Origin of the sequence: Clostridium manihotivorum (assembly GCF_004015185.1) — a bacterium.
Lineage (GTDB): Bacteria > Bacillota > Clostridia > Clostridiales > Clostridiaceae > Clostridium_AR > Clostridium_AR manihotivorum.
Genome location: NZ_CP025746.1, coordinates 3546653 through 3562461 on the forward strand (window position 1 = coordinate 3546653; position 15809 = coordinate 3562461).

Genomic DNA, 15809 nt, shown 5'->3' on the forward strand with positions numbered 1-15809 from the left:
ATTAAGTAAAACACTGCATTATTCATAATTGAGTTTTGCAGTGTTTTATATCATACTAAGAATAAATTCAGCTTAAACTTGTTTTCAAAAGTTTTAATTATTCTTCATATGTTTATTAGATATTTCTATAATTTTCTCATAGGATTCATCTGATAAGCCGCTTGAATTTAAAAAAGCGCAAAATCTTTTAAAACAATCCATGAGTTCATTTATAATCTCTTCAGTAATTATAGCCCCTTCTTCCCACCACCAATTTTTTATAACTAGTGCATCGTTACCCCTATGTACTTCTGGCTCAAACCTTGCTATTAATTTATCACCATACATTACTGGCAACACATAGTAACCATATTTTCTCTTTTTGATTGGAATATAAACTTCCCAACTATATTCAAAATCGAAGATATCTTTTACCAATTTTCTATCCCAAAGTAAATTATCTAGAGGAGCTAAAAAGTTAACTTTACTTTCATAGTTATATTCTAGTAGTTCTAAAATATTTGAATCTTCTGATCTCATGTAAAAATTCTCATTAAATCCATGAACATTTACTTTTATCAACTCTCCTTCTTCATAGAGTTCTTTCAATGCTTCCATTCTTAAAGCTTTGTCAGAAACAAAATGTCCTAGCCATCCTCCGCCATTTCTGTCCCAGTAGATTCCTATACTCCCTATTCTTCTTTTAAAGTACCACTTGTAGAAACTCTTATCACTATCAAAGGGCTCTTCTGCTTGTAAGACTTCACTTGGAAGTAAATTCTCTATTAAGTCATACACTCTTTGAACATTTCTTTTCTCCTTTATACCTATAGTTCCAATGTTGAACATATAGTCCATAGCAGCACTTGAAAGTTTTCTATGTCCCCAACTGTCATTTTCAGCTCTACCTAAATCTATTTTAGCTGGTAAGGAAGGTCCATTCTGAGCAAGAAAACTTTTGATAGTATCAACGTACATAATTGCTTCGCTAGAATTACGTCTTTCAAGGATAATTTCTATTTCTGATTTTTTTCTCAGTCTTAATCTCTCGAAATATGGCCAATCTTCAGTACAATAAACTGACATCATTTTATCCCAGCCATCAATTAAACCCCTATCTTCATACATCAACTTATCTAACATATCCGTTTTATAATTATCTATTCTTGATTGAATCATAAGGTCAATATTTCTACCTACCACATTTAAAGGGTCATACTGCACGCATCCAACTCTTTTGACATAAGCTTTAATACCATCATACCCTTGAAATGCTTTTGGAAAACTTAGTCCTTGATATATAACTAAAAACTTTCTTAATTGTTCTTTTGATAAATTTATTATTTTCATAGTATCTCCTACTCTTAAAATTAGGTTCTTATACAAAAATGGTGAAAATCTAAATAGAAGTCCACCATTTTTACTTTGAGAATAATTTAATTATATGTCATGTATATGATTTAAATATTTCCTTTCTTAGAACGAACAAAGTAATCATCATATATCATAAACTTTCTATTGATTGGATAGTACCCTTTTTCTACTAATGAAGCTGTCCTTTCAGTGGCATCTGAAAAAGTCTTTGTTAAAATCTCTTTAACCTCAAATGCCTCATAGAAGTTCTCATTAGCAATGTCTAGGATTTCGCTAATAACATCTTTATTTTCATAGTTACTTTGTAAATCAATTCGTAATAAGCCAAAATGATTAAATTCATCATCTGCAATTCTATGAAACATTTCAACGGTGCCTACTTTTTCATTTGTATCATTCAAAACTACAGTCAATCTTACAAAGTATTTGTTTTTGTAAGAAAAGTCCCAAAAGTCGATTGCCTGCTTCATTCTTTCAATAGTAGTATAGTGGAAGTCATCTCCATTGCAATTATCAGAATTAAAGAAAGGTACTGCTTTTTCATCGGAATAGCATTTTAATAAGTCTTCGGCATCCTTTATTTCTGTCAGCCTTAATGTGATAAGATTCTTTTTATATACTGGACACTGTTCATAAATATCTTTTATCATCATATCCCCCAATTATATATAGGTATCCTTTATGAAAACTCAACTTATACTTATTATAAAATCGTGGCTTTTGGCGATTTTATAGTATGTACAAATTAATAGTTGAAGTTGTTTCCCTATAGATCTGTTTTAATAACTTATCCTCGTTACTCGCTTATTTTCTTAATAAAATTTTTGTTTAGGACTAGACTTAATAATCTTATATTCAATTATACAAATTATTAGGAATTAATTCAAACATTTAACACATAAACTATATTTTGGGGTGTAATTGTTGAAAGGGTTAAGAAAGACTGTAAATTGAAAAAGTAACTTCCGTTTTCTAAGCCAAACGGAAATTAGTTATGAAAAGGAAAACCTTGTAATATATGAGTCAACAAGATTTTACCTTTATGTTCAACCATATTAATAGTACCGCAAAAGCTAGTTTAAACGGAAATATACCATTCAAACTAGCCCAAATGCTGCTAGATTTCTAAAGCAGCTTTTCATAATTACTTTTGATATTTATTAATAAGCTCCGCTAGATAGCACTTTAAATCTTCAAAAGGAACTTCATCACCTGATGTTCCCACAGCTGCATAAATTTTAATAAAACTCGGAATACCATCTTGCATTAAGTTCTTGAAGTTATATTTGATTAATCCCAATCAAAACATCCATCTAGACATGAAGTTTTTGAGCTACCACACTTTGGACATTTTATCTCAACAGTCTTTCCATTAGTTTCTGCTAATATTATTCCTTTTTCATTTCGAATATCTATTGTTTCCAATGGATAACTACAATTTGAGCAAATATAATTTGCTTTACGTTCCCCATGTCTATATTTTATAGAGTAATAGTATTTTGCATATAATTGATTACATTTCAAACATCTATATAATCTTTCTTCACTAGCTTCTACTTGAGCCTTTGTATCTTTCATTATCTCAGAAATAAGTTTCCGTTCTTCTTTATCCTTTATAAAATGAGATAGCTTAGATCCATCACTGTTAAATATATATTCAGGTAAATAATTAAATCCAATACCTAAGAGAAAAACCTTCTCATAATCACATTCTTGACACTTTATTTTAATTGACCAACCCATATTAACTCCTCATAATAATATGTAAATTTTATATTCTATTTAATTTTCTGGGAACAAACTATTTAAATATTCTACTACAAAAGTCATGTATTATATTCAAATAGCAAACCTTTCTTATGGTAATTATAGCTTTAATTATTCAATTAGATTATTATGCCTTCAAAATGATCCATTTCATGTTGGATTATCTGAGCTGTAAATCCATTAAACACTTGCTTTTGCTTCTTAAAATTTTTGTCGAGATACTCTACTTCTATCATTTCATATCTCTTTGTTTTTCTAAATCCAATTAAAGATAAACAACTCTCTTCAGTTTCATAAAGTTTTTCCTTCTTTAATATAACTGGATTTACCATAGGCACAATAAGGCCTCCTACAGTAAATACCAATATACGCTTTTTTACTCCAATCATATTGGCAGCCAATCCTACACAATGTTCTAAGTTGGCTCTTAAGGTATCTATTAAATCATCAATTACTGCTATATCAGCTTTAGTTGCAGCTTCTGATTTTTGTCCTAAAAACAATACATCTTTTACAATTGGTCTTATCATAATTTGTACCTCTTTTTCATTTATATTTTCAAAATACGATATGTTTTTTAACACATAATATCCTATAACCTTGTTAAATTATTTTGCTTTATTATACTCTCTCCTGGTAATTAGCTATAAGTGCTTAACTAATACAAATCATTATCTCAAAAAAATTATAACATAAATCAACATAGCAGATTATAAAATCATATTGTTTAAATCAAATTATATAAAATCCTTTAATGTGTTATAATTTACTAAAGTAATATAGTTGATTTTGAGAGGATACCTCTAGATAAAATACACACTACTTTTCATATTTTAGAAGATGAAACTGGCTATAAGCTTACTGATGTTCTAGAAATACATTTTTTAGAATTACCTAAGCTATCAAAATTAGATAGTATAAAAGATGTAGATGACCCCATAGTGGATTGGCTTGAATTTATAGACTCTGATTCAAAGGAGGAAATGGAAATGATAGCTGAAAAAAATGAAAATATTAAAACAGCTTATGAAATATTACAAAGAGTAAGTAAAAGTAAGGAAGCTAGAATGGCTTATGAGGCTAGGCAGGCAGAAATTATGGATCAATTGACAAGGGAAAAGACAGCAAGAGAAGAAGGTCTAAAACAAGGGATTGAACAAGGTATCGAACAAGGTATTGAACGAGGAACTAACCAAAAAGCTATTGAAATCGCAAAAAACTTGCTTGGTCTAATTGATGATGAAACCATTGCACTAAAAACCGGTCTATCTCTTGAAACAGTTAGAAACTTAAAGAATTAGTTTATTATATCCTTAAGACTTAAGCTTTTAAGATATTTTTGTGTTGATTGGGAGAGTTTTGGGTTAAACTCTATCAAATCAACACTATTTTCTTATGTACAAAAAAAGAAGAACTATACCTTCTCAAAATCAGAATGTATAGTCCTTCATATTTATCTTTTATTAGCATTAATGCCCTGTTATAGCTCTATTAATTATTTTGATTAATCTTTTTCCAAAAGATCGAACTTTTTTTCAAAGGGCTCTACTTTCTTTCAAAAGGTTAATCCTTATTTTAATAGATCAAACTTTGTTTTAAACCTACACCAACAAAAGAACCGTCCCTATGTCCTACTCTACAGTAACAGATTTAGCTAAGTTTCTTGGCTTATCAACGTCGCAGCCTTTTTTAACTGCAGTGTAGTAAGCTAGTATTTGTAGAGGTATTACTGAAAGTACTGGAGCTAGTATTGACATTACCTTAGGGATGTAGATTGTTGCATCTACTGTCTTTTCTATCTCTGTTTGGCCTTCCATTGCTATACCTAATACCTTAGCGCCTCTTGTTTTTACTTCTCTGATGTTACTTACCATCTTGTCATATAGATCGCTTTGAGTAGCAAGTGCTATAACTGAAGTTCCTTCTTCGATTAGAGCTATTGTACCATGCTTTAATTCTCCACCAGCGTATGCTTCTGAGTGAATATATGATATTTCCTTAAGCTTTAGTGATCCTTCCATTGCTACTGCATAGTCAAGACCTCTTCCTAGGTAGTATACATCTTTGTGCTTGTATATCTCATCTACGAAAGCTTTGATTGGCTCTATATCATTTAGTATTTCAGCAGTTTTTTCTGATAGGTTCAATAAGCCGTCTTTTATCTTTTCTATTTCAGTAGCTCTTACTGTGTTTTTAACTTCTGCCATGTAAAGAGCTATTATATATAATGCTATTAGCATTGTGATATAAGCTTTAGTTGAAGCTACTGCTATTTCTGGTCCAGCCCAAGTATAGAAGACATCATCTGCTTCTCTAGAAATTGAACTTCCTACAACATTTGTTATAGCTATGATTCTAGCTCCCTTTTCTTTAGCAAGTCTTAAAGCTGCTAAAGTATCTGCTGTTTCACCGGATTGGCTGATGCAGATCATAAGAGTCTTTTCTGTTATAAGTGGGTTTCTGTATCTAAATTCTGATGCTACGTCTATTTCTACTGGTATCTTAGCAAGTCTTTCTATTACATACTTTCCAACTACACCTGAGTGATAAGCTGTTCCACATGCTATTATATATATTCTATCAAAGTTTTCTATTTGTTCCTTTGTTAGATGAATACCATCGATCTTTATCTTTTCACCTTTAACTATTCTTGAAGTTAAAGTGTCTTTGATAGCCTTTGGTTGTTCATATATTTCTTTTAACATAAAGTGCTCATAGCCGCCCTTTTCAGCAGCGTCTATATCCCAAGTAACATGGAATATTTGCTTATCCACCTTATTCTTGTTTTCGTCATATATTGTAATACCGCTCTTAGTCATTACAACAAACTCTTTATCTTCAAGTAAATAAACATCTCTAGTACTGTTAAGTACTGCTGGTATATCTGAAGCTATAAAGCTTTCGTTTTCGCCTACACCTATTACTAGTGGACTATCTTTTCTTACTGCTACTATTTTATCAGGATCATTTTTAGAAATAACACCTAGTGCGTAGCTTCCTTCCATTCTCTTAGTTGCCTTGATTACTGCATCTTCAAGATTGCCATCAAAGTAGTAGTCTACTAAATGAGGTATAACTTCAGTATCAGTTTCTGATACAAACTTATATCCTTCTGATATTAACCATTCTCTTAGTACTATATAGTTTTCTATAATACCATTGTGAACTACTGCTATAGTTCCATCTTGGTTACTATGAGGGTGTGAGTTAACATCTGAAGGTTCTCCATGAGTAGCCCATCTTGTATGACCTATCCCTATACTGCTTGTAAAGTCTTTGTCTAAAACTTTATCCTTAAGGTTTGAAAGTCTTCCTCTACACTTTTCGATCTTTACTTCTCCGTTTTCAACTACTGCTATACCTGATGAATCATAGCCTCTATATTCAAGCTTGCTTAATCCCTCAATTAAAATTGGTGTTGCTTTCTTTTCTCCTAAATAACCTACTATTCCACACATAAAAAAATCTTCCTTTCATATTTAGATATACGTACCATAATCATATGAAATATTTTATCCATGGAAGGCTGCATTTATTTAAGCACTTTCAACCTTAGATATTAAATTGTATATTAAACTTTATAATTTCTAAAGCTGAAGTGATGCTTGTAAGATATCTTCTCATTAATTTTTTTGATATCTTGATACCCGTCTGGATTTGTTCTAAAAATCACTTTTTAGTTTTGCCAGACTTTAACGGTAGTATCATACCGTGAGGCACCCGCTGATTAATCGATACTCCTCATCCTCGTCAGGTTAAATATCATACAAAAATTTAACCCCTTGCGCTTTAAATAAATATATTAATTCTATCCTCCTTTTACTTCTTAAATTATAATTATGGTCTCTTCAGCCTTCACAATTTTATATATTATACTACATATTATTTAAAGTCAATCCAATTGTTACATTTTCAAAAGCATAAAAAAAATATTGTAAATTTATTAATTTCAGCCATGTTTATGCATAAATTCACCTTCTAAACCACCTCAAAAATTATATTATTAATAAACAAAAAATCACTGGTATAGTCAACTATATGCTAATACAGGACATGCATTTCGACAACAAAAGCAAGTGATTTTACAGCATAAATAAAGAGTTCCTATATCGAAACTTAATTTACACTTGTTCGAAAATCTCCGCTTCTTAGGATTTTTGTACAAGTATAAATTAAACAGTTTAGTTAGGAACTCTATAAAACTAATCACTTTATTTTGAAATATATTTTTAGGTTATGTTTAATAATATTCTTGAAATTAAGTGGTTAAGAAGGAGATGCTATATGAGCGAGCTATTAGCGCAAGCTAGAGATAAACTACTTCATATTGAAATTTGTCAAAATAAAACTTCTCAGATTCATCGAAAGCTTTATTTTGAGTTCAAGGATTGAAGTGGTTTATCTATTCATCTGAACAGATGTATCACTTCGATCCTTAAACCATTTTTAAAGCTCTCACTGGTTTTGGTGAGAGAATTTAAAAATATAAATTTTATTACGAAGTGATACATCTATCATCTAAGCATCGGATGACTGACCACTTAATTTCATTAGCTTTTATCTCATAGCTTTTAGTTCATTGTATTTACTTACTATCTCTTCCACTAAAACATTATCTTTTGCTAAGCCACAGACTTCAGTAATAGCATCTTGTATACTTTTATTTTTTATGATTTCTTGAACTTCCTGTGCCTTTGGATCATCTTTATAGTCAAATAAAAGACCTGCAGCAATTCCTGTTACTATATTAGTACTACTTATTCCTAGTTCCTTGCAAAGCACTAAAGGCGTTATTAATCTGTCATTAGAAGCTAGCTTTCTTATAGGATCTCTGCCCACTCTGAATACTTCGTCTTGAAGATATTGATTTTCGAATCTTCTAATAAGCTTTTCTGAGTATGCAGTAAGCAATTCTATATCAATGCCATGCTTTTTACTTAGAGCTTCAACAGCCTCTTTATGGAAGTTGATCACTACATTTCTTATATATTCATCCTTAATAGCTTCATGAATATAATTGTATCCTTTTATATATCCAAGGTATGCAGTTGTGGCATGCGCACCGTTTAATAAAAACAGCTTTCTTTCTAGATATGGATCTAGCATCTCTACATATTCAGCTCCAAAGATTTCAGTATTGACCTTTACTTTATTCTTTTCGATGTCCCACTCATAGAAGTCTTCAACTGCAACGTCAATAGGTAATTCCTTTTCTATGTTAACATTTGGAACTATTCTGTCTACTGCACTATTAGGGAAACCTACATAGTTGTCCAAATATTCTATAAAAGCTTTGTCCATATCTTCAACAATAGCAGTTTTTAATATATCTGTTGCCATGATTGCATTCTCACAGGCAATTATATCAACCTTCTTTTGGCTTACTTTCATTCTTTTTTCTAACATGGCTTTTAGTAATGAACCAGTACTTTTTAAGTTAGGTGCACCAATGGACATTGTAATAAGATCAGCTTCAATTACAGCTTTCTCTAGTGCAGCAACATCTTTGATATTTATTGCATCTACGCCCTTAACCTGTTCTTTGTTTTCAGAAGTACTTAATGTAATAACTGTATACTCTTTATATTTGTTGATAGAATCAACTAGAAAATCAGATATATCAACGAAAGTTAGATTGTACTCAGATTTAGAAAGTAAATATCCTATAAAACCTCTTCCAATATTTCCTGCTCCAAAATGTACTGCCTTCATTACATCTCACCTTCTTCTATTATGATTCTAATTATATCCTCTGGATTTTTAGCAGCTCTTAGTTTATCAACGTTTTCTTCATATTGTATAGTAAGTGCTATTTGAGATAGTATGTTCATATGCTCATCGCCAACTCCTGCAATACCTATTACTAGATAAGCTGTATTGCCATCTCCGAAATCAACTCCATTAGTATATTGTAGAATAACTATTCCTGAATTCTTTATCTGCTTTTTATATTCATTCATCCCATGGGGAATAGCCACACCATTCCCCATGTAGGTAGTTACTTCTTCTTCTCTTTGCTTCATACCTTCTATATAATTTTCATTTACGTATCCATTAGCGACTAGCAGTTTTCCTGCTCTTTCAATAGCTGCATCCTTAGATTCTGATGGTAGATTTAAAATAATATTTCTTTCATTTAATACACTTGTATTCATTGCTCTTCTCTCTCCTTGTTTGCTATATTAACTAAATAATTTCTTAAGTCTGATAGTGTTCCAGTTTCTAGTATTTTTATAAAATCTGTATCTTCGATCAATGCTATGCTTATCATGCCTAGGAGCTGCAAAATGTAGTTTCTCTCATTTTTTCTAGCTAAAATAACTATAAAGGTTTTAGTTTCAACTTTTGTGAAGCCTATACTATTCATATATAATGGTTCAGTGATTCTATATACTCCTACAAAGGGTTTATCAATCTTTTCGCACCTTGCATGAAGTAAGGCTACGCTGCTTCCTGGCACCACTATATTACCTTTTTCTTCTCTTTTTAGTATTGATAGTTTAATTGCTTCTTTTTCCTTTGTTATATTGTTGTTTTTAACATCCTCAGCAATTATGTCTATTAGGTCTACGAAATTCCTTACACTTGCTTGTGTTATACGCGAGTTCTTAATCAATTCATCTGTTAATTCATAATCGATGCTTAAGGTTTCTCGCATATTATCATAATCATATAGTTTTGTTAAATTCTCTTTGTTATTTATCTTAAAATCAACGATAAAGTTGTTTATATTTTCCAAATCTGTCTTAGTCATAAATGGTGCGACTATTATGATCTTACTTTTAATGTTAGAATTTATCTTCGCAGTTGAAATAATAAGGTCGTAAAGATTGTTTTCTATTTTCTCTTCAATATTGTTTATTGATGATATTGAAAGATCAGTAATATCTGGAAATAAAGATTTTACTTTATTTGAAAGTATCCCAGCAGTAGCTATTCCTCCAGGGCAAACTATTAAAGCTTTAAGGTTCCTTGATTTTCCTTGCTGCCTCTGCAGTGCTACATCTATGTGCATTGTTATATAACCAACTTCTTCAGAAGGAATTTTTAAATTATACCTTGAAAAAATAAGCTTACATTTACTACTTACTACCTTAAATAAATCTTTATAGTGTCCTTTAATTTCATTAATTAAAGGGTTTATTACCACAAGTCCTAAGTTAAGCATGTAAAAAGTCTGCTTAAAATGCTGTGACAAATCTTTTATAACCTGCTGATCTGAAGTTATATCAATACCAAGTTTCTTTGATACTTCTGATACTAACTCAATTGCAATATCTTCGTAGTTTATATCTAGATGCATTAAGGTATTATTATTATTATTTAAAAAATAGTTATAATCACTTAAATACAAAGTTAAATATGCTAGTTCTTCATCTGATAAAACTATACTGTATTTTTTTAAAGTGTCATCTATGCTTTTAATTTTGTTATAAGCTTCAGAAGCTATTATTTCATCTCTTATCTTTTCTGGTAACTGAATATTATCACCAGTTTCTGTTCGCTTAATTGATATTAAGAGCTGAATGAATAAGGTGAAATATTTCACATCATTGGCTCTCATATAGCTAAACTCTGAATGTTCAAACATTTCTTTTACCAGTACTAAAAGTTTGCTTCCAAAAATTATTTCAAAAAAAGCTCTTACAGTTTGATCTACCTCTTCACCATATAGTATTGCAAGAAGATCCTCATAAGGTCTTAGTTCAATTAAAAACTCTACCAAAGCAATTCTTTTATTCCATTCGGATCCTTCTATACTTATCCCTTGATTTCTTCTTCTAATCAAGCATAGATTTTTGCTTAATAGTCTCTTTTCTATATTGTCTAAATCAAGGCTTATGCTTCCCATTACCACGTTAAATTTATGGCTGAAATATGTTGCTTTTAAAGGTTCATTTGCCATGATTAACTGACAGGTCATAATAATCTGTCTTTGTTCCTTGCTAAATAGCCATTGCATCGGGATCTGTGCTAATGATAATCTTAATTCTTCAATATTATTCTTGTTTCCTGAAATAGATAGTTCCATTTCATCGTCTACAAAAATAACAACACTATATTTTTTTAATTCTTTGTTAATAGCTGTGATTTCTCTTAGAATTGTTCTCGTACCTATGTCTAATTGTTTAAGAAGGCTCTCTTTATTAAAAGAGCCTTCATTTAGTATCTTGCTTAATATAAACTTCTGTCTAGGAGTTAAATTATCCATTAATTAAAATACCTAGTCAGCTAGTTTTTTAGTTGCTTAATAAATTCTTCATAGGTTGAACGATCTAAGAAATTTTTCACAGTTAATATTCTATCTGTCTTTGCTGACTTTTGAGCTCTTTCATAAAGATTTTCTTGTGTGAAGACCACATCAGCATTTTTTGGTATATCATCCACTGGAGAATGGCTAACGTTTACACCTGTTATTCCAGCATCTTTTAAAGCTTTTTTAAGTATTGATTCACCCATTGCTGAAGATCCCATCCCAGCATCACAAGCAAATACTATTAACTTAACATCACTAGCAACTGCATTAGCTATTGTTTGACCTTTGCTTTCAGCTTTCATTTCTTTAACTTTTTCTTTAGCTTGGTCTATATCTTCTGATTGTGGATCTCTCTTTAGTATTATTGCTGCTACTAAGAATGAAACTACTGTAGCAACCAATACTCCCATTATTACTGGTAATTGTCCACCTTTTGGAGACATAGCCATTAAGGAAATGATACTTCCTGGTGAAGGTGCTGCTACAAGACCAGCCTTTAATAATACGAAAGTTAAATCTCCAGCGATTCCTCCAGCTATAACAGCTAGTAATAAAAGAGGTTTCATTAATACATATGGGAAATAAATTTCATGAATACCACCTAAAAAGTGAATTATTATTGCACCAGGTGCTGATTGTTTTGCTGTTCCCTTTGCATATAACATGAATGCAAGTAGTATACCAAGTCCTGGACCTGGGTTTGGCTCTATTAAGAAGAATATTGACTTACCTGCTGTAGCTGCTTGTTGTATACCTAAAGGTGATAATACTCCATGATTGATTGCATTGTTTAAGAATAATATCTTTGCAGGTTCTACAACGATTGCAATTAGTGGTAACAATCCTTGGTTAGTTATAGTTTGTGCTATGTTACCAAGACCAGTTGAAATTCCAGAAACTATAGGTTCTATGAAACGGAAAGCGATTAATGAAAGTGCTCCACCTAAAATACCTGATGAGAAGTTGTTAACTAACATTTCGAAGCCTGTTGGAACCTTACCATCTACAAGTTTATCAAATTTCTTGATCAACCATCCGCCTAATGGTCCCATTACCATTGCTCCTAAAAACATTGGTATGGATGCTCCAACTACCACACCTGCAGTAGCTATGGCACCTACTACTCCACCTCTAGTATCATAGACAAGTTTACCTCCAGTGTAACCTATCAAGATAGGGAGTAGATAAGTTATCATTGGTGATACTAACTTAGCAAAGTATGCATTTGGGAACCAACCTGTTGGTATAAACAAGGCTGTTATAAGTCCCCAAGCAATAAATGCTCCGATGTTAGGTAAAACCATTGAACTTAAGAAGTTTCCAAATCTCTGAACTTTAGCTTTAGCCGATGAATTAACTTTATTATGTTCCATATGATACCTCCTATTAAAATTGTTTTATAATTTTTTTAAAAAATGTTTAATTGCTATGTCCTTATAATAAAATAAAACGTTTACTCTTTCAATTTAATCAACTTCAATTTAGAGAGGTGTTTTCAATGACAAATTTAAAGTTAGTTCAAAAGCCTTGTAAATCAAGGCTTCTAGCTGGCAAGCTAAAACTTTTAAACAATCCGATATTAATTCATTTATTATAATTCTCATCTTTAAGTATTAAAATTCAGCCAATTTTTTTATCCAACTGTCCTTACAAATATATATATGGAATAGTATTTATTTCTTCAGTGATCTTTTTCTAGCATCTGCCTTTCACAATGCCTATGAAGAAATTCTTCCAGGCTACATAATTCTATTTTTTACTGTTTATCCTAAATAACCGTTCTAATCATCTGATATTACTAGGTTTTGCTATGAAAAAATTTTACGCTTTTCTTAACAGTAAAAAACGCTTTAATACTTATATGAACTTCATAAGTACCAAAGCGTTACCTTATCTATTTTCTAGAATTGTATTTATTTTAATATCCTCATTAATCAAGTTTTTTTCATATTTATTTTTAAGCCTTAATAGATATATATCATTATGAATATGCTCTGATATTATGGTTGCAAAAAGAGTGTTGTCCGTAAAAGTCCCTAAAAATTCTTCTCTATGGGGTCCTCTGTCGGCTACTAAAGTCCTCTTGCAATCTATAACTATCATTATTCTAGTTTCTTTATCCTTGCAGCTTTCATCGTTGTGAGTATATAGCTCTATAGGAAGCTTATCGCTTTTAATTTTTGAAAAAGAAAATACTATTATTCTAACCTTCCTACTTTTAAGCTTTTCAAATTCCTCAGAGAAGTTAGTAAGATCAAAGTCTGTATTTATATAAACTTCTTTCTCTGCGGTAAGTAAAAGCTCTTTAGCCTTTGAAACTATATTTTCATATCCTTCAATATTCAGGTATCTCTCTTCCGCTTCTACCTTTTTCAAATTTCTTAGCTTATTTTCTAATAAATCTGCTGTTTCCACAAAAGCCTTTTTCATTTTTGAAGTTAGTACTGTAGGATCTTCAGCCTTATAAAGCTGGGTATCTCCTGGCACTAAAAATATTACGCCTCTTTCATACAGGTTATCTAAGGCAGAATATACTGAGGATCTTGAAAGCTTTAGATTTTTTGCAATTTGATAGCCGTTTAAGCTAGAACTTTTTAATAACTCCATATATATTGAGGCTTCATTCTTTGAAAAATTCAACTTCTCTAGTAAACTTAATATTTCATCCATCTCATTGTTATAAGCTACCAACTACAATTCTTATGTGGATACCATATTACTTTGAAAGACTTTCTTTCAATATATATACGGCTACCATATCCTAGTGGGCAGCTCTAATCCTTTCTTAAATATGTTTTTCCCAAAAGTACAAATTTTCTTTCTTTAAAAAATCATCTAGGTTTAATAGAAGTGAATCTATCACTGATAACAAACCTGTTTTATTTGGAGATGCATTGTCTAATAACTCAATTATGTTTTCTTCCATATTCCTAGGAACCTTAAAGTTTTTTTCTTTTATTATCTTTAATAGTTTCTTCTCTCCAGGATGACTAAATTCATTTACTGCGAAAATAATATCAAAATAGCTAGCTAGGAAAGCAGCAACTCTATGATTTACACTTACAAAATCATCTCTTTTAAGTGCCTTTTCTATCTGAAAGTAATAAGCTGGCATTTGTAATTTAAGCAATGGGTAATTTTTCTTGATAATATTTTCTTTTAAAGCTACTGGATACTTAACATCATACTGCTTTTGTAATTGCTCAAGGCAGCTATTCTTATCATATAGGATAATTGAATTAATAAAATTACTCCAAAAGCAGGTACTATATCCTACACTAGCCTCACCGTACTTGACAGTTCTATCTAAGGAATCTTTAAGCCATTTAATATCTCTGTATATTATCTCCACTGGGATATTATCTTCTTTTAAGAATCCATCGTCTTCTGCTTCCCAAAAAGTATTATTTAGTTCAATGTATTTAAAATACTTGTCAGTAATAGCTTTTCTTCTATTTATAGATATTTCACTAGTTGAATATATATAAATATCATAATCAGAACCCTCATCATAGGTATTTGTAGCACGGGATCCAGCTAGAAGTATACCCTCAACCTCAGGAATTTTTGAAAATTCCTTAATCATTTCCATTACCATAACATTAACCATACTCTCTCTCCTTTTATACATAACTAAGAATATTATCTAAGTAACTTTAGTAGATATTTTCGCCTATCTACTATTTTGAATAATGCAAAAACACATATAATTGATAAGCTTCTAACATATTACTTCTTATCTTTCTCTAAAAACATTAAAAAGCAAAATGCAGTAGTACATACTGTACTACTACATTTTATTCCATATGATAATATTAATCAATATTCCATTTTTATTGTACTATTTCTAAAGATAATTATGTCATTTTATAACCAAGTCTTGCTTTATAACTTTTATAGGGAACCAACTTCAACTATTAATTTGTACATGCCCGATAATCCCCAGAAGCCGGTATTATCAAACATGTATAAATTAAGTTTTCATAAAGGTTCCCTATAGCTAATCGCTTTTAGTTTAGTTTTCTCATTGATAAAGCCTATTAGTTTTAATAGCTACCATCTTTATTTTCTGGATTTCTAAAACAAATGATTATTACAAACCATGAAGCATAGCAAAAATATTATTTATCCTTTGACTCTCTAGAACCTTTGCCCTTGATCAGACCTAATGGAATACAAATCAAAGCAAGAACAAGTGCTAAAGCTATTGCTCCTATGACTATAGCTCCTGAAAGCACTATAATCGGAAAAATTATTGCGAATACTAACCCTATTATAATAAGAACAAGAAATATTGCTAGGAATGCAATTAAGAACTTTAAAAACTTATTTTTAACAGGTACCCCATTAAAATCAACATGCATATTTAGCCCCCCTTAATTTTCAACTTTATATACATATTACTACCAATTATATAATTATTACAATACAA

14 protein-coding genes are annotated in these 15809 nt (G+C 30.8%); 1 reads left to right on the top strand and 13 read right to left on the bottom strand.

Features of this window, described 5'->3' with window-relative positions:
- Positions 1-93: 93 nt before the first annotated feature.
- The 5 genes from C1I91_RS16115 to C1I91_RS16130 all read right to left on the bottom strand — a co-directional run bounded on the left by C1I91_RS16115 (position 94) and on the right by C1I91_RS16130 (position 3650).
- Positions 94-1329, bottom strand: a complete 1236-nt coding sequence (locus C1I91_RS16115; protein ID WP_128213775.1) for a DNA glycosylase AlkZ-like family protein — start codon at positions 1327-1329, stop codon at positions 94-96.
- Positions 1330-1439: 110 nt separating this feature from the next.
- The gene (locus tag C1I91_RS16120) at positions 1440-2003 is read right to left on the bottom strand and encodes a GNAT family N-acetyltransferase (protein WP_128213776.1); all 564 of its coding nucleotides are present in this window, start codon (positions 2001-2003) and stop codon (positions 1440-1442) included.
- A 494-nt stretch (positions 2004-2497) separates the two neighbouring features.
- Complete coding sequence (locus tag C1I91_RS28245) at positions 2498-2653, bottom strand: hypothetical protein (RefSeq protein WP_164880559.1); 156 nt, start codon at positions 2651-2653, stop codon at positions 2498-2500.
- Positions 2644-3096 carry a hypothetical protein gene (locus tag C1I91_RS16125; protein ID WP_128213777.1) on the bottom strand — a complete coding sequence of 151 codons (453 nt, stop codon included), beginning with the start codon at positions 3094-3096 and terminating at the stop codon, positions 2644-2646. Before C1I91_RS16125 ends, C1I91_RS28245 begins: the two co-directional genes overlap by 10 nt.
- 143 nt (positions 3097-3239) lie before the next feature.
- Positions 3240-3650, bottom strand: coding sequence for a peptide deformylase (locus tag C1I91_RS16130; RefSeq protein WP_128213778.1), 411 nt, complete (start codon positions 3648-3650; stop codon positions 3240-3242).
- 300 nt (positions 3651-3950) lie between these two features.
- On the opposite strand from C1I91_RS16130, the gene C1I91_RS16135 reads away from it, so the two are divergent.
- Positions 3951-4421 carry an Rpn family recombination-promoting nuclease/putative transposase gene (locus C1I91_RS16135; RefSeq protein WP_238476049.1) on the top strand — a complete coding sequence of 157 codons (471 nt, stop codon included), beginning with the start codon at positions 3951-3953 and terminating at the stop codon, positions 4419-4421.
- Positions 4422-4751: 330 nt separating this feature from the next.
- Here the strand turns inward: C1I91_RS16135 and glmS are convergent, their stop codons facing one another.
- The 8 genes from glmS to C1I91_RS16175 all read right to left on the bottom strand — a co-directional run bounded on the left by glmS (position 4752) and on the right by C1I91_RS16175 (position 15741).
- Complete coding sequence (gene glmS, locus C1I91_RS16140) at positions 4752-6578, bottom strand: glutamine--fructose-6-phosphate transaminase (isomerizing) (RefSeq protein WP_128213780.1); 1827 nt, start codon at positions 6576-6578, stop codon at positions 4752-4754.
- 1099 nt (positions 6579-7677) lie between these two features.
- Entirely contained in the window at positions 7678-8832 is a 1155-nt protein-coding gene (locus C1I91_RS16145) for a mannitol-1-phosphate 5-dehydrogenase (RefSeq protein ID WP_128213781.1), read from the bottom strand.
- On the bottom strand, positions 8832-9275 hold the full coding sequence (locus C1I91_RS16150) for a PTS mannitol transporter subunit IIA (RefSeq protein ID WP_128213782.1): 444 nt from the start codon (positions 9273-9275) through the stop codon (positions 8832-8834). The genes C1I91_RS16145 and C1I91_RS16150 overlap by 1 nt, the downstream gene beginning before the upstream one ends.
- Positions 9272-11332 (bottom strand): BglG family transcription antiterminator, encoded by a 2061-nt coding sequence (locus C1I91_RS16155; RefSeq protein WP_128213783.1) that lies wholly within the window; start codon positions 11330-11332, stop codon positions 9272-9274. The genes C1I91_RS16150 and C1I91_RS16155 overlap by 4 nt, the downstream gene beginning before the upstream one ends.
- Positions 11333-11352: 20 nt before the next feature.
- Positions 11353-12750: a PTS mannitol transporter subunit IIBC gene (locus C1I91_RS16160; RefSeq protein ID WP_128213784.1), complete on the bottom strand. Its 1398-nt coding sequence runs from the start codon at positions 12748-12750 to the stop codon at positions 11353-11355.
- 517 nt (positions 12751-13267) lie between these two features.
- Positions 13268-14047, bottom strand: a complete 780-nt coding sequence (locus C1I91_RS16165; protein WP_128213785.1) for a TrmB family transcriptional regulator — start codon at positions 14045-14047, stop codon at positions 13268-13270.
- Positions 14048-14162: 115 nt separating this feature from the next.
- Positions 14163-14987 (bottom strand): nucleotidyltransferase domain-containing protein, encoded by an 825-nt coding sequence (locus C1I91_RS16170; protein WP_238475803.1) that lies wholly within the window; start codon positions 14985-14987, stop codon positions 14163-14165.
- A gap of 511 nt (positions 14988-15498) precedes the next feature.
- On the bottom strand, positions 15499-15741 hold the full coding sequence (locus tag C1I91_RS16175; protein ID WP_128213787.1) for a hypothetical protein: 243 nt from the start codon (positions 15739-15741) through the stop codon (positions 15499-15501).
- Positions 15742-15809: the final 68 nt, after the last annotated feature.